Genomic DNA, 20,928 nt, shown 5'->3' with positions numbered 1-20,928 from the left:
TCGTTCTCAAGAACGGCGCGCCCTGGGGAGGGATCATCGCATGACCAATGCGGAGCTGAGTGTCGCCTTTTTCCTGCAGATGGCGGTGATCATCGCCGCCTGCCGGGTGGTGGGATGGGCGGCCAAGCGCTGGTTGGGTCAGCCGCAGGTTGTCGGCGAAATGATCGCAGGCGTGATCCTGGGGCCGTCCCTTTTCGGACTTCTGGCTCCCGACTTGCAGGCCGCCCTGTTTCCGAAGGAGTCGCGGTCCATCCTGTTCGTCGGCGCCCAGCTGGGCGTCGGTCTCTACATGTTCCTGGTCGGGCTGGGGTTTCGCCGGGATCATTTCCGCGCCCATGCGACCAGCGCGGCGGCCGTGTCTCTGGCCGGTATGGCGGCGCCGTTTCTGGTCGCGGTCGCCATCGCGCCCTGGCTACTGAGTCTTGGCCTGTTCGGCGAGGGAATCGTGACCTGGCAGGCCATGCTGTTTATGGGCGCGGCCATTTCGATTACCGCCTTTCCCATGTTGGCCCGCATCATTCACGAACGCGGCCTGAGCGGATCGAGGCTGGGATCGCTGTCTCTGGCCGCCGGCGCCATCGATGACGCCGGGGCGTGGTGCGTATTGGCGATCGTCCTGGCCAGCTTCGGCGCCGGCCCGATGGTGGCGGTGGTGGCGATCGCCGGAGGCGGCGCCTTCGCCCTTTTCATGATGACCTTGGGGCCCCGGCTTCTGGCGCCCCTAGGCCGGATCGCAGAGCGGGAGGGGCGCGTCGGACCGAGCGTATTGGGCGTCGTCCTGATCCTGTTCATGCTCAGCGCCTGGGCGATGGACGCCGTCGGCATCCATGCGGTCTTCGGCGGTTTCATCCTGGGGGTCGCCATGCCGCGCGGCCTTTTGACGGCGGAGATCAAACGTCAGCTGGAGCCTTTCGCCGTTCTGGTTCTGCTGCCGATGTTCTTCACTTTTTCGGGGCTCAATACGCAGCTGACGATGGTGGACAATATCGGTTTGGCCGCCGTCACCCTGGTGATCCTGGCCGGCTCCGTCCTGGCCAAGGGGGGCGCCTGCTGGGCGGCCGCCCGGCTGACAGGCCAGGACAACGCCACGGCCCTGGGGATCGGCGCCCTGATGAACGCGCGCGGGCTGATGGAGCTGATCATCATCAATATCGGACTTCAGCGCGGCGTCATCGGCCCAGCCCTGTTCTCCATCCTGGTTCTGATGGCCATCATCACGACCCTTATGGCGTCGCCGCTGTTCGAATGGGTCTATGGCCGCAGGGCGCGAGAGCGAGGGGAGCTGGGCGATCCGAATGAACCGGACGGCGACGGAGCCCAACTGTCGCCTCGCGCCACGGCCTGAACTGCGGCCGTTGATCCGGACGGACACAGAGGCGTCCGTCCGGTGGAAAACTCAACGCAGCGAGGCGGCGAAGCGCTGGATGCGGGTGCAGGCTTCTTCCAGCACGGCGTCGGAGGTGGCGTAGCTGATGCGGAAATAGGGCGACAGGCCGAAGGCCTCGCCCTGGACCACGGCGACGCCCTCGGCGTTCAGCAGCTCGGCGGCGAAGGTGCTGTCGCCGTCGATGACCACGCCCGATTCCGTCGTCTTGCCGATCAGGCCGGCGATGGACGGATAGACGTAGAAGGCGCCTTCCGGCACAGCACAGGTGATCCCCGTCGCCTGGTTCAGCATCGAGACGACCAGGTCGCGGCGCTTCTCGAAGGCGATCTTGCGCTCGGGGATGAAGTCCTGGGTGCCGTTCAGGGCCTCGACCGCGGCCCACTGGCTGATGCTGGTGGGGTTGGAGGTGGTCTGGCTGGCCACCTTGCGCATCAGGTCGATCAGCGGCTTGGGGCCGCCGGCGTAGCCGATGCGCCAGCCGGTCATGGCATAGGCTTTGGACACGCCGTTGACCGTCAGGGTGCGGTCGATCAGGTCGGGGGCGACCTGGGCGATGGTGGTGTATTCGAAGTCGCCATATACGAGGTGCTCGTACATGTCGTCGGTCAGCACCCAGACGTGGGGGTGACGACGCAGGACCTCGGCCAGGGCCAGCAACTCCGCCTGGGTGTAGGCGGCGCCGGTCGGGTTGGAGGGGCTGTTCAGGATCAGCCACTTGGTCTTGGGCGTGACGGCGGCCTCCAGCACCTGGGGGCGCAGCTTGAAGCCGTCCTTCTCCTCGCCGACCACGGTCACGGGCTCGCCCCCGGCGAGCAGGACCATGTCGGGATAGGAGACCCAGTAGGGAGCAGGCACGATGACCTCGTCGCCGGGGTTCAGGGTCGCGACCAGGGCGTTGAAGATGACCGGCTTGCCGCCCGGGGCGACGTGGATCTGCGACACGTCGTAGGTCAGGCCGTTCTCGCGGGCGAACTTGGCCACGATGGCCTTCTTCAGTTCGGGCATGCCGTCGGCGTCGGTATATTTGGTCTCGCCGCGGTTAATGGCGTCGATGGCGGCCTGTTTGATATTCTCCGGCGTGTCGAAGTCCGGCTCGCCGGCCCCTAGACCGATCACGTCGCGGCCTTCTGCTTTAAGCTTCCGGGCCTGGGCGGTCACGGCGATGGTGGCCGAAGGCTTGACACGGGCGAGGGCGGAAGATTGCAGGCTGGACATGGGAATCCCATCGGTCTTGGAAGGTTGTTGCCGGGGAGGCGAGGTTCCTTACGCGCGCAGGCCCGCCGGGACAATCCGCCCAGGCTCGCTAATGTACAGCCGGGGTGATAAGCGGCGCGTCTGATGCGTTGGATCCTCGATTTCCTGTCCAATATGGAGGCGCGGCGCTGGCGCGCCGTGCTGGCGACTATTGTCGTCCTGGGCGCGATGACGGCTCTGTTTGCTGTGGGTAAGAGCCAGCTGGGGCTGGACGCCGAGGCGCGGCTGGAGGCTTGGCTGGGCGGGTTCCGGCACGGACCGTGGGGCCTGCCTGCGGCCGTGATCGTGTTCACGGTCGCAGCCTTCTTCGGCGCGCCTCAGTTCATTCTGATCGCCGCCTGCGTGGTGGCCTTTGGCCCCTGGTTCGGGTTTCTGTACAGCTGGATCGCCACGGTCGCCTCGGCCGCCGTCACATATTGGATGGGGCGCGGGCCGACCGCGCGGGTGCTGGAGCGGCACGGCGGCAAGACGGTGGGGCGGCTGACCCGGTTCGTGGGTCAGAACGCCTTCTACGCCAGCTTCATGATCCGCAACGTGCCCTCGGCGCCCTTCATCGTGGTCAACATGGCCTTTGGCGCGGCGCGGGCGTCCTTTCCGGGCTTTCTAGCCGGGTGCGCGCTGGGGGTTTTGCCCAAGACGGCGCTTGTGGCGTTTTTCGGCGGCTCCTTCATGACGGCCGTCAGCGGCGACGGGGTCTGGACCTCGGCGATCCTCGCGGGCGTGGCCCTGGCATGGTTGGGTCTAATGCTGGGGGTCCGGGAGTGGGTGAGGCGTCGCGAAAAGGCGCGTGGGGACTGACGTCGCGGCAGGCGCTGGCAGGATGTTTCACAGGAAGTCCTTGCCGCTCATGACACTATCGTGAACGGCCCTGAGCGCCAAGCTTCCACAGGCCTGGGGGTGAACGCGTGTCCGGCACGCGAAGGGGGTTGTATTCCCTGTTTCATACGGGCACACGGGCCAGCGGTAGGCATGGCGAAGACGATCAGGAAGCCGTCCGGCAAGGGGATGTCAGGACGGCGGGGCGTCGCCAGGTCGACTGCGAAACTGACGCCCTCGGTCAAAGAACAACGGTATCGATTCCCATGAGCTTTTCCCTTTTCGGCGCGATCTCCAACGACATCGCGATGGACCTGGGCACCGCCAACACCCTGATCTACATGAAGGGCAAGGGCATCGTCCTGAACGAGCCGTCCGTGGTGGCCCTGCGCAACGTCGGCGGACGCAAGATCGTGCACGCCGTGGGCATTGAGGCCAAGCAGATGCTGGGCCGAACGCCCGGCCACATGGAAGCCATCCGCCCGATGCGCGACGGGGTCATCGCCGACTTCGAAGTCGCCGAAGAGATGATCAAACATTTCATCCGCAAGGTGCATAACCGCAAGGGATTCGTGAACCCGAAGATCATCGTCTGCGTGCCGTCCGGCGCCACGGCGGTCGAGCGTCGCGCGATCAATGATTCTTGCCTGAACGCCTCGGCGCGCCGCGTGGGCCTGATCGACGAGCCGATGGCCGCCGCGATCGGCGCCGGCCTGCCGATCCACGAGCCGACCGGCTCCATGGTCGTCGATATAGGCGGCGGCACCACCGAGGTGGCCGTGCTCTCGCTGTCGGGCATCGTCTATTCGCGTTCGGTCCGCGTCGGCGGCGACAAGATGGACGACAGCATCATCAGCTATATGCGTCGCAACCATAATCTGCTGATCGGCGAGACCACTGCCGAGCGCATCAAGAAGGACATCGGCACCGCCCGCATCCCGGCCGACGGGGAAGGCCTGTCGATCGAGGTCAAGGGCCGCGACCTGATGCAGGGCGTGCCGCGCGAAGTGCGCATCTCCGAACGCCAGGCGGCGGAAGCCCTGGCCGAGCCGGTGACCCAGATCATCGAGGCCGTGAAGGTCGCGCTGGAGGCCACCCCGCCCGAACTCGCCGCCGATATCGCCGACAAGGGCATCATGCTGACCGGCGGCGGCGCCCTGCTGCGCGGCCTGGACGTCGAAATCCGTGACCACACCGGCCTGCCGGTTTCGGTGGCGGACGACCCGCTGTCGTGCGTGGCGATCGGCTGCGGTCGCGTGCTGGAGCATCCGCGCTGGATGAAGGGCGTGCTCGACTCGGCGCTCTGATCTTTTTTGATTGCGGCCGGACGTAAGTCCGGCCGCAGATCCTTTTCAGCCCTGCGTGATCGACGGTTCCATTCCGGCCCTGATTTTGCGATAGGCAGGCAGAACGACAGGGATCGCCTGTCAATTCCAACCCCTTTTGTGGAAGGTCGCCCGTGGCGTTTCGCGACGGTCCCTTTGAAAACCTGAAGGTGCCGCTGGTCTGGACCGCCGCGGTTGTGGTCGTCGTGTCGATCGTGGCCGCCGGCCTCCTACTGGTGAGCGATCGCAAGGCCGTCGACGGCGGTTCCAGCTATGGCGCCGTGCGCGGAGCGGCTGATACGGTGACTGGACCTGTCAGCGGGATCTTGGCCGCGCCGGTGCGCTGGGTCGGCGCCGTCACCGACTATGTCGGGGGCTATTTCTTCGCGGTGTCGGAAAATCGGAAACTCAAGGCGGAATTGGCGGAACTCCAACCGTGGCGCGACCAGGCCATCGCCCTGAAGAACGTCAACGCGCGCTATGAAGCCTTGCTGGGGCTGCGGACTGAGCCGCCCGTTCCGATGATCACGGCGCGCGCCATCTCCGACGCGCGCGGACCCTTTAATCGGGCCAAGCTTCTGGACGTGGGCACGCGCCGCGGCGTGCGGATCGGCAATCCGGTGATCAATGAACACGGCCTCGTCGGTCGCGTGACGGGCGCGACCGGAGGCGTGAGCCGCATGGTGCTCCTGACCGATGTGGCGTCTCGGACGCCCGTCCTGGTGGATCGCACCGATGCGCGGGCGCTTCTCACCGGCGACGGCAGCGACAACCCGCGTCTGGAGTTTGTTCGCGGAGCCGGCTCGGTGCAGCCGGGTGATCGCATTCTGAGTTCTGGGGACGGTGGGGGACTGCCGCGCGGCATACCGATCGGCGTCGCCGCCAAGGGCATTGACGGCAGCTGGCGCGTCAAACTGTTCAGCGATCGTGGCGCTGTCGATTATGTGCGTGTGCTGTTGTTCCAGGACTTCGGCCAACTGGTCGATCCCAACGCCCTGAATGCGCCGCCCCTGGCGGGTCTGGGGACGGCGCCCGAGCCCAGCCTCGAACAGGCGGCTGCGATTGCGGACGTTGCCGCACGCCGGCAAGCGGCCGCACGCGCCCAGGCCGAACGCACGCGGCAGGCCCAGGCTTCGCAGGCCGCAACCGCCGGGCCGTCGGTTCAGCGCGGTCCGGCTCCGCGCGCCGCTCCGGATCAGTCCACGCCTGAGACTCCGCCGGGCGGACCCTCGCCTGCGCCGGGAGGCGCCGCGTGAGACGGCCGGTTGCGGTCCGCGTCGTCGGGCCTTTGCAATGGATCCTCTATCCGGCCCTTGTGGCGGTCGCGGCGACCATCGTCCTGGCCACCCCCGCCCAGCTTTTCGGCCTGACCTTGCCGGAGCCGGTCGTGCCCATGGTTCTGGCCTTCGCCTGGCCCTTGATCCGTCCGTCGATGACGGCGCCGGCTGTGCTGTTCGCCCTGGGCCTGTTCCTTGACCTGTTTTGGAACGGCCCGCTCGGCATGTGGGCCCTGTGTCTGATGGGGGTCTATGGCGTCCTGCTTCTGTCGCGCAATCTTTTGGCCGGACACGAAGGGCTGATCCGGTTCGCCTGGTATGTGGCCTGCACCCTGGGGGCGTTTCTGTTCGCCTATGTCATCGTGACGGTGCGGGCGGGCAATCCGCCGGCCATTCTGTCGCTGATCGGCCAGATCGTCCCGACCCTCCTGCTTTATCCGGTCGCTGACTGGATGCTTGAGCGGTTCGACGATGGAGACATTCGCTTCCGATGAGCGGCGAACCTTCCATTTTTTTCGCCGACGTCAATGAACGACAGGGCTCGTTCCTGCGGCGCACCTTCGTGTTCGGCGGCCTGGCGACCCTCGGCGTGGCGGCGCTTGTAGGGCGGCTGGCCCAGCTCCAGGTCGTGCAGGCTCAGGAGTATGCGACCCTCTCGTCGCAGAACCAGTTCAACTTCCGCATGGTTCCGCCGCCGCGGGGCCTGATCAAGGATCGCAACGGCGTCGTCATCGCCGGCAACCGCCCCAGTTTCCGAGTGCTGGTGGTGCGCGACGAAACCAAGGACCTGGACCAGACCCTGGACCTGCTGGGTCGGCTGCTTCCCGACACCCTGGAACGCCGCCGCGCCATCATCCGCGACGTCAACGCCTCGTCCAAGTTCAACCCGGTTCCGGTCAAGAGCGACCTGACCTGGGAGGAGTTCGCCAAGGTCAATCTGTACGCCAACGAGCTGCCGGGCGTCATGGCCGACATGAACGACGCCCGCTACTATCCGTTCGGCGGCTCTTTCGCCCATGTGGTCGGCTATGTGGCCAAGGTGTCGGACCGAGACGTCAAGGCCATCCGCGACAAGGGCGAAGAAGTGCCGCCCCTGCTGTTCAACCCCAGTTTCCGCATCGGCCGTCAGGGGGTGGAGAAGGCGCTGGACGAGGCCCTGCGCGGCGAGCCCGGCGGCAATCGCGTCGAGGTGGACGCGCGGGGTCGGGTGGTGGCCGAGGATGTGGGCGGCTCCCGCCCGGCGGTTCCCGGGCAGGAAGTGGTTCTGACCCTGGACGCCGACATTCAGAACCGGGCGCTGGAGGTGTTCGGCGAGGAGTCCGGCGCCTGCGTCGTGATGGACGTCCGCAACGGCGACATTCTGGCGATGACCTCCGCCCCCTCGTTCGATCCCAACCTGTTTGTGGGGGGCGTGCCTTCCAGCATCTATCGCGCCTTGGCCGACTATGAACGTCGCCCGCTGCTGGATAAGGCTCTAACGGGGACGTTCGCGCCCGGCTCGACCTTCAAGCCGGTCGTCGGGCTGACGGCGTTGAAACGGGGCGGCGACCCGAACCGACGGATCGTCTGCAACGGGGCCTACTATCTGGGGCGGCGGTTCGCCTGCCTGGGGCGACACGGTTCGCAGGACATGCGTTCGGCGATCAAGAACTCCTGCAACGTCTATTTCATGACCCTGGCGGTCGAGGTCGGGCCGGACGCCATCGCCGAGACGGCGCGAGAAATGGGATTCGGCCAGACCTACGACATCGGCATCTCCGGCCAGAAGCCGGGCCTGGTGCCTGACCGAGAATGGCGGCGGAAGAATCCCGTGCGGGGCGACGGCAAATGGTATCCGGGCGAAACGCCGAGCTACGGCATCGGTCAAGGCGCCTTGACGGTCAACGCCCTGCAATTGGCCGTCTATGCTTCGCGACTGGCCAATGGCCGAAAGGCCGTGACACCGCGGCTGATCAAGTCGATCGGGGGAGTGGAGCAGGGGGGCGACCGCAGCTTCGCCGACCTGCCCTATGATCCGGCCTTCGTGCAGGTGATGCGGGAAGGGATGGAGGCGGTGACCGACGTCGGCGGGACCGGCTTCAGGAACAGCCAACTGGGCCTCGGCGACATCCGCATGGCGGGCAAGACCGGGACGGCGCAGGCGCAGAACTACGGCGCCGGGTCGCGCAAGGGCGCGGGCCGGCCCTGGGCCCAGAAGGACCACAACCTGTTCATCGCCTTCGCGCCGGCGGACAATCCCCGCTACGCCGTGTCGGTGATTGTGCAACACGGCGGCATGGGCGGCGGTACAGCCGGCGCGCCGCGCGCGCGGGAGGTGATGAAGGTCGCCTTGCTGAAGGATCCGGAGATGCGCGCGCGAATGGAACGCCCGCCGGCGCCCGAACCGACAGAGACGACGGACCTGACCCAGCCTTCGACCGTCGAGCCGGCGGCGCCGACGCCGGAGGCGGTTGATCCGCTTCCCCCTTCGACTGAGCCGCGCTGATGACCGCTTCCGCCCTGTCCCGTCCCGGCGAGCGCGAACGCGTTTCGACCAAGATCAGCCAGCTCGACTGGCGGCTTCTGCTGCTCATCTGCGCCGTAGGCGGCGCGGGCGCAATGATGCTCTATTCGGTGGGGGGCGGCTCGTGGTCACCCTGGGCGGCTAAACACCTGATCCGGTTCGGCGTCTGCCTGGTGCTGATGCTGGGGCTGTCGATGATCAACATTCGCTACTGGTTCGCCCTGGCCTATCCCATCTATGGCGTGGCCCTGTTCCTGCTGGCCCTCGTCGAGACGCCGTTGGGCTACACCGCGCTCGGCGCCACGCGCTGGCTTGACCTGGGCGTGACCCGCATACAGCCCTCGGAAATCATGAAGATCGGCGTGGTTCTGGCCCTGGCGCGTTGGTACCACGGGGCCTCGGCCAAGGAGGCGAGCTTTCACTGGAAGCTGATCATTCCCGTCGCCATCATCGGCATGCCCTTCCTGCTGGTGGCGCACCAGCCGGATCTGGGCTCGGCAATGCTGATCGGCCTGACCGGCGCGGCCATCATGTTCATGGCCGGTCTGAACTGGAAGATCATCGCCGCCGTCGCCGCCGTCGCCACGGTCGCCGTCCCGCCCTATGTGATGTTCGGCATGCACGACTATCAGCGCCACCGGGTGCTGACCTTCCTGAACCCTGAGGCGGACATGGCCGACAAGGGGTATCAGATCGTCCAATCCAAGATCGCGATGGGCTCGGGCGGGCTTCTTGGCAAGGGCTACGGCCTGGGCAGCCAGAGCCAGCTGGAGTTTCTGCCCGAGCGGCACACCGACTTCATCTTCGCCGCCTTCGCCGAGGAGTTCGGCTTCGTCGGCGCCTTCTTCCTGCTCGGCGCCTATGCGGCCATCATATTGATCTCTTTGCGAATAGCGTCCCTGTCCCACAGTCATTTCGGCCGTTTGGCGGCGTCCGGCGTGATCGCCACCTTCGCCATGTATGTGCTGATCAACGGCGCCATGGTTATGGGGCTTGCGCCGGTCGTGGGCGTGCCCATGCCGCTGTTGTCCAACGGCGGCACCGTGATGCTGACCGTCATGATCGGCTTCGGCCTCGTCATGGCGACGCGGGTGCATCGATACGCCGAACTGCCGAAGGGCCATGGGCTGATCTGAGGCCGATTGAAAAGCGCGCCTCGGCAGGCCGTCCGCCTAGACCTCGCACGTTTGATTACAGCGCCGCAGATTCAGCGTGCGCCGTAGGCAGACTAGACTACTAAGGTAACCGGTGTCTTTTTTGTCCTCAGCCCTGTAACAGGAGGAACAGAAACGACTCGTCGCGTCCGGCCGGCGGGAACTGAGGGAAGGATTTCATGACCCAGCCGCTCCGACTACATCCCGACCGCCTGTTTCCAGCAGATGCGGGAACCCGCGCAGTCGCGCGGCGGCTGTATGACGCCGTCAAAGATCTGCCGATCATCAGTCCGCACGGGCATACAGACCCCAGCTGGTTCGCCCTGAACCAAGCCTTCGCCAACCCGGCTGAGCTGCTGATTACGCCCGACCATTACGTCTTTCGGATGCTGTATTCGCAGGGGATGGCGATGGAGGATCTGGGCGTGCCGCGCGTCGACGGCGGGCCTGTGGAGACGGATCCCAGGAAAATCTGGCGCCGGTTCGCCGAGAACTATCACCTGTTTCGCGGCACGCCTTCGCGCCTCTGGCATGACTGGGTCTATGCCGAGGTGTTCGGCCTGGATGTGCGTCTCTCGGGCGAGACGGCGGACCATTATTACGACGTCATCGACGCCGCCCTCAAAACCGACGGTTTCCGGCCACGCGCCCTGTTCGAACGCTACAATATCGAGGTTTTGACCACCACCGAGAGCCCGCTCGACACCCTGGATCACCACAAGACCATCGCGTCGTCAGGCTGGAAAGGCAGGGTGCTGACCGCATTTCGACCCGACCCGGTCCTGGATCCGGACTATGAGGGTTTCCGCGACAATCTGCACAGCCTGGCCGATCTCACCGGTCGCGACGTCATGAGCTGGGACGGCTATCTTCAAGCTCTCCGCGACCGTCGCGCCTTCTTCATAGAAAGGGGCGCGACCTCGACCGACCATGGCCATCCGACCGCCTTCACGGCGGATCTGCCGAGAGGAGAGGCCGAGGCTCTGTTCCGTCGCGTATCCACGGCGCCCGCGACAGCTGCGGACGCCGAGCTGTTTCGCGGCCAGATGCTGACCGAAATGGCCGCCATGTCGGTCGAGGACGGCCTGGTGATGCAACTGCATCCCGGCAGTTTCCGCAATCATTCGGCGACGGTGTTCGATCGCTTTGGACGCGACAAGGGATGCGACATTCCCACCCCGACCGATTACGTCAGGGCCTTGAAGCCGCTGCTGGATCGCTTTGGGGCGGACAGGCGCCTGTCCTTGATCGTCTTCACCCTCGATGAGACCAGCTACAGCCGCGAACTGGCTCCGCTGGCCGGTCATTATCCGGCGTTGAAACTGGGCCCCAGTTGGTGGTTCCACGACAGCCCAGAGGGCATGCGCCGCTTCCGCGAACAGGTCACCGAGACCGCCGGCTTTTACAACACGGTCGGGTTCAATGACGACACCCGCGCCTTCCTGTCGATCCCGGCCCGTCACGATGTGGCGCGGCGCATGGACTGCAGCTTCCTGGCCCGGCTTGTGGTGGAGCATAGGATCGAGGAGGACGAGGCGCACGAGGTCGCCCACGCCCTGACCTATGGCCTGGTCAAGGCGGCTTACAAGCTGTGAGCGGTCAAACGTCCCGGCTGAACTCAGGGGCTTTGTCGCAACTGCCTTTGGACGTCGCTCAGCCCAAATATGACCGTGCGGAGGTGAAGACCGGCGTAGTGCATCTGGGGGTGGGAGCCTTCCACCGCGCCCATCAGGCGGTTGTTTTCGACGACGCCCTGGCCGGCGGCGACCTGCGTTGGGGGGTTCTCGGGGCCTCGCTGCGGTCGCCGGGCGTCAGAGACCAACTGAATCCCCAAGACGGACTGTACACCCTGGTGCTGCGTGACGGGGCGCGCGAGGATCTTCGCGTCATTGGCGCGGGCTGCGGCGTCCTGGTCGGCCCGGAAGACCCCGCCGCTCTGGTGGCCGTGATGGCGAGGGCTGAGGTTCACATCGTCACCCTGACCGTCACCGAAAAGGGTTACCGTATCGACCCCGCAAGCGGCGATCTGATTTTCAATGATCCGGACGTGGCTGCGGATTTGATCGATCTGGAGGCGCCGCGCACGGCCCCCGGATTCCTTGTTGCGGCGCTGAAGGCGCGCAAGGCTGCGGGCCTTAAACCCTTCACCGTCATCAGCTGCGACAATCTTCCGCAGAACGGGCAAAGAATCAGGGCGGCCGTGCTGGCGATGGCGGGCCGTATCGACCCTGATTTGGCCGACTGGATCAGGCGTCATGGCGCCTTCCCGCAGACCATGATCGACCGCATTGTTCCTGCGACTACCCCCGACGATGTGGCGCGACTGACCGGCCGGCTCGGCTTTGAGGATCAAGGCATGGTCAAGACGGAGCCCTTCACCCAGTGGGTGATCGAAAACCATTTCGCCGGCGAGCGACCGGACTTCCCGGCCCTGGGCGTTCAGTTGGCGGAGTCCGTCGAGCCTTGGGAGAACGCCAAGCTGAGACTTCTGAACGGCGCTCACTCCGCCTTGTCCTACCTGGGGGCGCTGGCCGGCTTCGAACATGTGCATGAGGTGGTGGGCGTGCCGTCTTTCCGCACCTATGTCGAAGCCCTGTGGGACGAGGTCGAGACGACGTTGGAGCCGCCGCCCGGTTTGGTGATCGCCGACTATCGGAACGCCCTGATGGCGCGCTTCTGCAACGCCGCCCTGATGCATCGCACACGCCAGATCGCCATCGACGGTTCTCAGAAGCTGCCACAGCGACTGTTGGCGACAGCCGCAGATCGTTTGGCGGCAGGGCTCGGGATCAAGGCGACGGCGCTGGGCGTAGCGGCCTGGATGAGGTGGCAATCGGGTTTGACGGAAGGGGGAGAGCGCTTCGAGGTCGATGATCCGCTGGCCGCCGAAACGGCCCGGCGCCTGGCTGAGGCTGACAATGAAGCCGGCCAGGTGTTGAGTCTTCTGAGGCTTGCGGCCGTTTTTCCGCAGCGCCTGGCGGCGGACGACCGCTTCGCCCTGGCGGTTACGGACGCCTATCTGTCGCTGTGTCGCAAAGGAGCGGTCGAGGCGGCGCGGGAGGCGGCGGTCTAGATCATGTCTCGCATTGTGGTCTTAAATTCACTCGACGACGTCGCCATCGCCCTGGATGACATTTCCGAAGGCCAGACTCCCGAAGGCTTGGACGTCCCCGCGCGCACCCACATCCCCACGGGTCATAAGATCGCGCGTCATGCTGTGGAAGCGGGAGGAGTGGTTCGTCGCTATGGTCAGGTCATCGGCCGCGCCCGCATTGCGATCGCGCCGGGAGACCACGTTCACATCCATAATCTGATGATGACCGACGATGGACGAGAGGCCGAGGTGGGGGCAGATCTGCGTTCGCCGCCGCTGCGGTCTGACGCGACCTTTCAGGGGATCGTGCGCCCGGACGGGCGAGTGGGGACGCGAAACTATATCGGCGTGCTCACCAGCGTGAACTGTTCCGCCACAGTGGCGCGCCGCATCGCCGACGCCTTTCCTGATGACGGCCTGCCGGACGGTGTCGACGGAGTGGTCGCCTTCACCCACCAGGGGGGATGCGGCGGCTCATCCCTGTCTTCCGATGTGGCCCTCTTGCAGCGCACCCTGGGAGGCTATGCCCGCCACCCCAACTTTCACGCCCTGCTGATCGTGGGGCTGGGGTGCGAGGCCAATCAAATCCCCGCCTGGCTCGCCAATGAGGGGCTGAACGCCGGTCCCACCCTTCACGCCCTGACCATACAGGAGGCCGGAGGAACGGCGCGCGCGATCGAGGCCGGCGTCGCGATCGTTCGCGATCTGATCACGGAGGCCGCCAAGACACGACGCACGACCGTGTCGGTCGAGCATCTAACGGTCGGCCTTCAGTGCGGCGGTTCGGACGGCTGGTCCGGCGTCACGGCCAACCCGGCCTTGGGCGAGGCGGTCGATCGGCTGGTCAGCCACGGCGGGTCGGCCCTGTTGTCGGAGACACCCGAAATCTGGGGAGCCGAACACCTGCTGCTGCGCCGTGCTGCGTCACAGGCCGTCGCCGACAAGCTGCAGGCGCGCCTGGCCTGGTGGCGCGACTATGCGGCGCGACATCAGATGGAGCTGAACAACAACCCCTCTCCGGGCAATCTGAAGGGCGGATTGACAACCATCCTGGAGAAGTCTCTGGGGGCCGTCGCCAAGTCGGGCTCGACGCCGCTCAACGACGTGATCGGCTATGCCGAACCGCGGGCGGCCAGGGGGCTCAGCTTCATGGACAGTCCAGGCTACGACCCCTGTTCGGCGACGGGCCAGATCGCCTCGGGCGCCAATCTGATCGTCTTCACCACCGGCCGTGGCTCAGTCTTCGGGGCCAAGCCGGCGCCCTCGATCAAGATCGCCTCCAACGCCAAATTGGCGCGTTGGATGGACGAGGACATGGATATCGACGCATCGCCGGTGCTTACGGGCGCCAGCCTTACCGATGTCGGCGAACGGATCTTCCAAAAGATGCTGGCCGTGGCCTCTGGCGAGCCGTCAAAGTCGGAGGCGCTGGGCATCGGCGACAATGAGTTCGTCCCCTGGCAGGTGGGCGCCTACCTCTAAAGGCCGGACGCCGGACGGCCCGATCATTCGGGCCGCCCGCTCCAATCAGGCGACCAGGGCCTGGATCAGATCGCCCATGTTCCGAATGAAGACCGAGGTGGAAACGCCCTCGACCGGGTAGTCGGTCCGATAGGGCGACGTGTCCCAGACGTCGCCGACGCGTGTCATCTGATATTCGCCGCCGGTCACGGCAGTGGGGGAGTCGCCCCTGTAGGGGTTCGACGTCGTCGTCAGCGGCGTCGGCCAATAGCCCCGCGCATTCAGTCCGGCCAGAACCTCGGCTACGCGGCTCTCGCTGACCGGCGACGGCCGTTTGGCGTCGCCGGACATGTCCCAGACATCGACGTCCTGAAGGGTGAAATAGGTCGGAAGCCGTAGAGAGCCCGGTCGCGCCTTCAGCGGCGACCCTTGCGTCGCAGCCTCGACCGGCAGGGCGGAGAGGCGGGCATACTCCGCGCGAAGAGCGGGCGTGTCCACGTTCCGGAACGAACCGTAGTGGACGATCAGATTCTCGGGATTGTCGTCGGCGTAGTACTGGCCGTTGGCGACGTTGGATCCCCGACGATGGATGTAGATCGGGGTGTTGGCGCCTTCGAGAATGAAGGTGGGATGGGTCCGCCCCGGTGTATTGAGCGGCGGCTTGGTCGCGACCTGATCCAGCCAGTCCAGGGCCTCAGGCAGGCGGTCAAGGAATTTCCGGTCCCCGGTCAACCGGTAGAAGCCGAGCATCGACTTGATGTTGGTGCCCGTCGCATGGGTGACGAGGGCCTGAGGTTCGATCGTCCGCGCGCCGGCCGGCTTTAGGGTGTCGGGGAAATGCTGCAGGCCCCAGGCGGGCTGGGGCTGAGGCTGTTGGGTTCTGACGAAGATATCCATGCCGCGGTTGATCGCATCCAGGATGCGCGGATCGCCGCGTCCGTTCCGCGCCAACCCGTGCCAGGCGTAGATCAGAAACTCCAGATTCTCGCCTGCGACATCGTCATTGAAGGTGATGTAGGGCGTGTAGTCGGCGTGCCCGTGGACGCCGCCGTTCTGTACGAAGGGGTAACGTTGAGGCCAGCCTCCGTTCGGATACTGGCTGTCGAGAACAAAATCGATCGCCTTGTTCAGAGGCGCCAGATATTTGCGGTCTCGCTTTTCGAGGTACAGGCGAAGAAGCAGTTGCGAGGCCTCAGCCGTACCCGCGTCATCGAAGGTGGCGTTGCCGTAGTAGCGATGAAATTCCTCCAGCCGCCATGCGTTCTTGCCGACCGTGTCGTACCACCGCCTCAGCGAAGCCTCGCCGGCCGTGTCGATGACATAGTTCCAACCGCCAGCCGGGTGTTGGCCCCGGACAAGAGCGTCGGCGGCGGACTTGGCGGCCTCATAATAGAAGTCGTCGCCGGTCGCATGGTAGGCGTCCAGGAACAGGTGCCCCATGGTCGCGGTTCCAGGCGGCTGCACCCAGATCATGGTCGGGCTGGCTTCCAACTCGCCCCAGCGCCGAGAAAAGTCGGGCAGATACTGCCAGACATAACCGCCTTCGACTGCAGCCTCATCGGTCATAAAGCGTGCGGCCCGCTTCATCCCCGCCAGGATGGCGTCCCGCTGAGGCGCCGAGGCGGCGCCAGCGAGGGCGGGTGCGGAGGCGGCGACGAATGTGGCGGCGGCGCCGGCGGCCAAGACGGCGCGACGGCTCATGGAAGGGGCATGCATGCTGAAACTCCTGGACCTCTGAAACGGCTCTTCGCGGCCGGTTGGACACTCAATCAAGCACGACTGACACCGGTTTCCTAGGGGAGTCTCGACGGAATCCGGCCGGGGATCTAACGGCGAATGTCGAACCCGTTGTCACCCATGGCCGCCCGCACCTGATCGGCCGAAAACAGGTTGAAATCGCCCGGAACCGAGTGTTTCAGGCCGGCGGCCGCCAAGCCGAAATCCAGCGCCTGCTGATCCGACCAGCCGCTCCAGAGCCCGAACAGCACGCCGGAAGCGAAGGCGTCGCCACCGCCTACCCGGTCCACGACACCGGCCATGTGCAGGGCGTCCGCCTGCGTTTCGACGATCTGCCCACCGTCTCGCGTCAGCATCACCGCCGAAAGCGCCTGGTCGGCGACGCTGTCTTGCACCCGCAGGGTGCAGGCGATGCGTTGAAGACGAGGAAAGGCGTTGAAGGCGGCCTTTGCGGCCTCGCGACGCCGGACGGCCGGGTCGGCGTCGTCGAACCGCGCCCTCAGCACCAGGCCGAAGTCACGATCGTCAGCAAAGGCCAGGGTCGCGCCGCTCAGCATCCGGCCCAAAACCGTCGGGGGATCGCCGTCCCATTGCTCCCACAGCTTTCCGCGGAAGTTGCCGTCATAACTGACCTTAACCCCCAGGCGCGCCGCAGCTTCTATCAGGGCGACGGCGGCGGACGAGCCGTTAGGGCCCGTAGCCGGCGTGACGCCGGACGCGTGCAGCCATTCCACCCCGTCCAGCAAGGCGTCCCAGTCGAACGCCGTATGGACATGTTCGACGAAGGCGGAGCCGGCGCGGTCGTACAGGACTTCCGATGGGCGCCTTACGGCCCCAGGGGTGAGGAAGTACAGGCCCATGCGACCGGCCTTGAACACGACCGTCGAGGTATCGACGCCGTGTCGGCGCACTTCGTCACGCGCGGCGCGACCCAGGACGTTGTCGGGCAAGACTGTCGCCAAACCCGTGGGGGCGCCGAATTGGGCCAGGGAGACCGCGACATTCGCCTCCGCGCCCCCTGGACGGACCGTCAGGGCGGGAGACTGCAGAAGCAACTCGTGCTGATTGGGCGAAAACCGCAGCAGCATCTCGCCGAAGCAGAGGATGCGGCGGGGAGATGCGCTGTGGGTCATGCTTCAGACTAGCCGTCGCTCAGCGCGCCTGCCAACCGCCGTCGACCGGCAGGATGGCGCCTTGGACATAGTCGGACGCTCGGCTCGCCAGGAAGACGGCGGCCCCGCCGAGGTCCGAAGGCTCGCCCCAGCGGCCGGCCGGGATGCGGCCCAGGATTTCAGCCGAGCGGACGGGGTCCTCGCGCAGCGCCTGAGTGTTGGCAGTGGCGAAATACCCGGGCGCAATGGCGTTGGCGGTGATGCCGTGCGGCGCCCATTCGTTGGCCATCAGCTTGGTCAGGCCGGCCACGCCCGACTTGGAGGCGGTGTAGGAGGGCACCCGGATGCCCCCCTGGAAGGAAAGCATGGAGGCGATGTTGATGATCTTGCCGCCTTCGCCCTGTTTGATGAAGTGACGGGCCACGGCCTGGCTGAGGAAGAAGACGGTCTTCAGATTGATGTTCATCACCAGGTCCCAGTCGGCCTCGGTGAAGTCCACGGCGTCGGCGCGACGGATCAGGCCCGCATTGTTGACCAGGATGTCGATCCGGCCCATCGCCTCAAGGGTTTCCTGAACCACGCGCTCGACCGGTTCGATCGAGGTCAGATCGGCGCTGACCGCATGAGCGCGGCGTCCCATGGCCTTCACCTTGGCGACCGTGTCGTCGGAATCCGACAGGGCGACCGAAACGATGTCGGCGCCGGCTTCCGCCAGAGCCAGAGCGATTCCCTGGCCCAAGCCCACATTGCCGCCGGTGACCAGGGCGACTTTTCCGGTGAGGTCGAATGGAGTGGTCATATTGTGTTTCCTCTGGTCTGCGCCTTTTGCGACGCCGTTTAGCGGGTGTGATGCGGCAAGGGCGAATGTTCCGCTCTGTCAGCTTCGCCGCGAAATCGATCCGGGTGACCTTGCATCTCTCCCCATGTGGACTAGGTAACCGGTGTCATATTATGATGCAATCCATTAGCCCATAATCGCGCGACATGGTTCGATGTCGCCTGAACTCGCCTTGAGGAGTCCCCATGAAGATCGCGCTCATTATCGAAAACAGCCAGGCCGCAAAAAGCGAGACGGTGCATGCGGCTCTGTCCGCCGTCGCGGAGCCGCTGGGGCATCAGGTGTTCCACTATGGAATGTACGCCGCCGAGGATAAGGCGTCGCTGACCTATGTGATGAACGGCGTGCTGACCGCCATCCTGCTCAACTCCGGCGCCGCCGACTTCGTGGTGACCGGTTGCGGCACCGGCATGGGATCGATGCTGGCCTGCAACAGCATGCCGGGCGTCTTCTGCGGCCTGGTCATTGATCCGACCGACGCCTTCCTGTTCGGCCAGATCAATGACGGAAACGCCATCTCCATGCCCTATGCCAAGGGGTTCGGTTGGGCGGCGGAGCTGAACCTTCAGGACGTGTATCGCAAACTGTTCGAGGGCGAGCGCGGCCTGGGCTATCCCAAGGAACGTGCGGAGATCATGCGCAAGAACCGAGGCGTGCTGCGCGATCTGAAGGCCGCATCCTGCAAGGACATGCTGACCGTGCTGAAGGAGATGGATCAGGACTTGCTGAAAGCCGCGATCGCGGGCGAGCGGTTTTCCGAATACTTCTTCGCCAACGCTACGGACGAAGGTATTCGTGATTATCTGAAGGGCGTTCTAAGCGGCGCGAAGGCTTTGGAGCCCGCATAAGGCCAAGGCTCGGCCGGCGCGTGAACTGCGCCGGCCGCCTCTGGGAAAGGCTTTTTCAAGCCGCAGGAATAGCGGATTTCCGCACCACGAGAGCAGGTCGGACTTCCGGCTGCTTCAACTGTGCCGCGTCCACGCCGCGCATGGGCGCCAGAAGCTTCTCGGCCGCCATGCGGCCCATGTCGCGAATCGGCAGGCGGACGGAGGTCAGGTTCGGCCAGACCCGCGCGGCCATGGGCAGATCGTCGAACCCGACGATCGAAAGGTCGCGCGGCAGCTCCAGCCCCCGCTCGCGGGCCGCCTGCATGATCCCGATCGCCATGTCGTCGTTGAGGGTGAAGATGGCGCTGGGCGGGTGGGCCAAGGAAAGCAGGGCGTGGCCGGCTTCAACACCTGATTCAAACGTATAGGCGCCCTTGAAGTCGTATTCGGGCGCCAGTGGAATCCCGCGCGCCGACAGGGCGTCGATAAAGCCCTTGCTTCGCACCGCCGACGATCGGAACAGGTCCGGCCCGCGAACCAGACCGATCCGCCGGTGGCCCAGGTCGGCAAGGTGATTCGCCGCCTCAGCCGCCCCTATCCCGTCGTTCGTCACCACCATCGACGCCGGCTCGTCCAGGGCTACCGAGGCGATACGGACATAGGGGCAATCCAGTTCGCGCAACAGCGCGATGACCGCCTCGTCCTCAGACACCGAAGGGGGCATGATGACGCCATAGAGCCTTTGCCGCTCCACGAAGCCTCGGATGTCCTCAAGCAGAGTAGGGGAGTTGCGGTTGCAAGGATGGACGACAAGTTCCAACCCCGAACCCTTCAGGGCGTCCAGCACGCCTTGCTGCATATTGACGACATAGGTCGGGCTGGGGTTGTCGTAGATCAGGCCGATCAGGAAAGAGCGGCGGAACGCCAGCCCGCGCGCCTGGGGATCGGGCGTAAAGCCCAACGCCTTGATGACCGCATTGACCCGTTCCCGCGTGTCCTGGCGCACGAACGGCGACTGGTTGATCACGCGCGAAACGGTCTTTTTGGACACTTCCGCCACGCGGGCGACGTCGTTGATGGTGGCCCGCTTAGCCGTCTTGCCGGGGCGCGGATCGTCTTGAGCCAAGGTGCGGCTCCTTCCTTCTTGTCGAGCTTCAGCCATAACGCCGACTCGCGCCGGACGCTACAAACCTCTTCAAAGCGCATTGACACCGGTTTCCTCCCTCGCTCTTATCGCGGCCTGTTTGCGAGGCCTTACCTTGATCCGCACCTATTCATTCGTGAGCGTCGCGTCATGAGCGCGACGCCGATCGCCGAAATCGGGACGGCCTCTGTCGCCGCAGAGCCGGATCAGATCGCGGCGCGCTTCGTGGCGGCGCGGCTCGCCTGCCGCGCCACGCCGGATTATCCAGGCCGGATTCCCGAAAACATGGTCCAGGCCTATGCGATCCAGTCCGCCGCCATAGAGCGGTTTCCCGACAAGGTCGTCGGATGGAAGGTCGGCGGGGTGCCGCCTTCACAGCAGCCGGAGCTGGGGATTCACCGACTGGCCGGCGCCATCTTTGCACGCAATGTTTGGGCGAACGTTGAAGGCGCTGCGACGGCGTTGCCGGAGATCGAGGGCGGCTTTGCAGCCGTCGAGTCCGAGTTCATCGCCCGCATCGGTCATGATCTGGACCCCGACAAGACGGATTGGAGCTTGGCGGACGCCGTCGCGGCGATCGACAAGATCTTCGTGGGCGTCGAACTGGCGGGCAGCCCCTTGTCGGCGATCAATGACCTGGGCTCCGCAGTCGTCGCCTCAGACTTCGGCAACAACGGCGGCCTGATCATCGGGCCTGAATTGGCGGATTGGCGCGAGCGGCTGGAGGCGATCGAGGTCGAAACCTTCGTCAACGGCGAGAGCGTCGGCGTCGGCGGTTCTGCGTCGCTTCAGGGCGGCGCAATGGAGTCCGTCCGTTTCTTGGCCGAGCATTGCGCCCGATGGGGCCGACCGCTGAAGGCCGGCATGTTGATCTCCACCGGCGCCGTTACCGGCGTACACCGGGTCCATGCAGGGGATCAGGCCGTATGCGTGTTCAGGGGCGTTGCCGAACTCCATTGCTCGGTCGTGAGGGCTGAAGCGCAGTAATCTTCTTAAACA

General features: G+C 65.5%; 17 protein-coding genes. 12 read left to right on the top strand and 5 right to left on the bottom strand.

The features are described from left to right. Positions 1 to 40 precede the first annotated feature (40 nt). On the top strand, positions 41 to 1,345 hold the full coding sequence (locus tag AC07XS_RS06935) for a cation:proton antiporter (RefSeq protein WP_182714304.1): 1,305 nt from the start codon (positions 41 to 43) through the stop codon (positions 1,343 to 1,345). A gap of 51 nt (positions 1,346 to 1,396) precedes the next feature. Here AC07XS_RS06935 and AC07XS_RS06930 read toward each other — a convergent pair whose 3' ends face one another. Continuing rightward, entirely contained in the window at positions 1,397 to 2,602 is a 1,206-nt protein-coding gene (locus AC07XS_RS06930) for a pyridoxal phosphate-dependent aminotransferase (protein ID WP_182714303.1), read from the bottom strand. A gap of 123 nt (positions 2,603 to 2,725) precedes the next feature. On the opposite strand from AC07XS_RS06930, the gene AC07XS_RS06925 reads away from it, so the two are divergent. From AC07XS_RS06925 to AC07XS_RS06885, 9 genes are all read left to right on the top strand, one after another. Then, positions 2,726 to 3,439 carry a TVP38/TMEM64 family protein gene (locus AC07XS_RS06925; protein WP_152950322.1) on the top strand — a complete coding sequence of 238 codons (714 nt, stop codon included), beginning with the start codon at positions 2,726 to 2,728 and terminating at the stop codon, positions 3,437 to 3,439. 284 nt (positions 3,440 to 3,723) lie between these two features. Continuing rightward, positions 3,724 to 4,764, top strand: coding sequence for a rod shape-determining protein (locus AC07XS_RS06920; RefSeq protein ID WP_054765854.1), 1,041 nt, complete (start codon positions 3,724 to 3,726; stop codon positions 4,762 to 4,764). Positions 4,765 to 4,916: 152 nt separating this feature from the next. Continuing rightward, the gene (gene mreC, locus AC07XS_RS06915; protein WP_054765853.1) at positions 4,917 to 6,038 is read left to right on the top strand and encodes a rod shape-determining protein MreC; all 1,122 of its coding nucleotides are present in this window, start codon (positions 4,917 to 4,919) and stop codon (positions 6,036 to 6,038) included. Beyond that, positions 6,035 to 6,553 (top strand): hypothetical protein, encoded by a 519-nt coding sequence (locus tag AC07XS_RS06910; RefSeq protein WP_054765852.1) that lies wholly within the window; start codon positions 6,035 to 6,037, stop codon positions 6,551 to 6,553. Before mreC ends, AC07XS_RS06910 begins: the two co-directional genes overlap by 4 nt. Next, positions 6,550 to 8,544, top strand: coding sequence for a penicillin-binding protein 2 (gene mrdA / locus AC07XS_RS06905; protein WP_182714301.1), 1,995 nt, complete (start codon positions 6,550 to 6,552; stop codon positions 8,542 to 8,544). The genes AC07XS_RS06910 and mrdA overlap by 4 nt, the downstream gene beginning before the upstream one ends. Further along, positions 8,544 to 9,698 (top strand): rod shape-determining protein RodA, encoded by a 1,155-nt coding sequence (gene rodA, locus AC07XS_RS06900; protein ID WP_182714300.1) that lies wholly within the window; start codon positions 8,544 to 8,546, stop codon positions 9,696 to 9,698. The genes mrdA and rodA overlap by 1 nt, the downstream gene beginning before the upstream one ends. A gap of 197 nt (positions 9,699 to 9,895) precedes the next feature. Continuing rightward, positions 9,896 to 11,311: a glucuronate isomerase gene (uxaC, locus tag AC07XS_RS06895; protein WP_182714299.1), complete on the top strand. Its 1,416-nt coding sequence runs from the start codon at positions 9,896 to 9,898 to the stop codon at positions 11,309 to 11,311. A 32-nt stretch (positions 11,312 to 11,343) separates the two neighbouring features. Then, positions 11,344 to 12,789 (top strand): mannitol dehydrogenase family protein, encoded by a 1,446-nt coding sequence (locus tag AC07XS_RS06890; RefSeq protein ID WP_321208058.1) that lies wholly within the window; start codon positions 11,344 to 11,346, stop codon positions 12,787 to 12,789. Positions 12,790 to 12,792: 3 nt separating this feature from the next. Continuing rightward, positions 12,793 to 14,292: an altronate dehydratase family protein gene (locus tag AC07XS_RS06885; RefSeq protein ID WP_182714297.1), complete on the top strand. Its 1,500-nt coding sequence runs from the start codon at positions 12,793 to 12,795 to the stop codon at positions 14,290 to 14,292. Positions 14,293 to 14,337: 45 nt separating this feature from the next. On the opposite strand, the gene AC07XS_RS06880 is transcribed toward AC07XS_RS06885, so the two are convergent. The 3 genes from AC07XS_RS06880 to kduD all read right to left on the bottom strand — a co-directional run bounded on the left by AC07XS_RS06880 (position 14,338) and on the right by kduD (position 17,919). Continuing rightward, positions 14,338 to 15,987 (bottom strand): pectate lyase, encoded by a 1,650-nt coding sequence (locus tag AC07XS_RS06880; protein ID WP_182714296.1) that lies wholly within the window; start codon positions 15,985 to 15,987, stop codon positions 14,338 to 14,340. 110 nt (positions 15,988 to 16,097) lie between these two features. Further along, positions 16,098 to 17,141 carry a sugar kinase gene (locus AC07XS_RS06875; protein WP_182714295.1) on the bottom strand — a complete coding sequence of 348 codons (1,044 nt, stop codon included), beginning with the start codon at positions 17,139 to 17,141 and terminating at the stop codon, positions 16,098 to 16,100. Between the two features lie 19 nt (positions 17,142 to 17,160). Next, positions 17,161 to 17,919: a 2-dehydro-3-deoxy-D-gluconate 5-dehydrogenase KduD gene (kduD, locus tag AC07XS_RS06870; RefSeq protein ID WP_152950318.1), complete on the bottom strand. Its 759-nt coding sequence runs from the start codon at positions 17,917 to 17,919 to the stop codon at positions 17,161 to 17,163. 224 nt (positions 17,920 to 18,143) lie between these two features. On the opposite strand from kduD, the gene AC07XS_RS06865 reads away from it, so the two are divergent. Next, the gene (locus AC07XS_RS06865) at positions 18,144 to 18,806 is read left to right on the top strand and encodes an RpiB/LacA/LacB family sugar-phosphate isomerase (RefSeq protein WP_182714294.1); all 663 of its coding nucleotides are present in this window, start codon (positions 18,144 to 18,146) and stop codon (positions 18,804 to 18,806) included. A 55-nt stretch (positions 18,807 to 18,861) separates the two neighbouring features. On the opposite strand, the gene AC07XS_RS06860 is transcribed toward AC07XS_RS06865, so the two are convergent. Then, entirely contained in the window at positions 18,862 to 19,911 is a 1,050-nt protein-coding gene (locus AC07XS_RS06860) for a LacI family DNA-binding transcriptional regulator (protein ID WP_227975925.1), read from the bottom strand. 168 nt (positions 19,912 to 20,079) lie between these two features. On the opposite strand from AC07XS_RS06860, the gene AC07XS_RS06855 reads away from it, so the two are divergent. Continuing rightward, a complete protein-coding gene (locus tag AC07XS_RS06855; RefSeq protein WP_182714293.1) occupies positions 20,080 to 20,916 on the top strand; it encodes a fumarylacetoacetate hydrolase family protein in 837 nt (278 codons plus the stop codon). Positions 20,917 to 20,928 lie beyond the last annotated feature (12 nt).

Source organism: Brevundimonas sp. GW456-12-10-14-LB3 (assembly GCF_059424365.1).
Note: the sequence above shows the minus strand (reverse complement) of the source record. Positions and strands in the feature narration are given on the sequence as shown.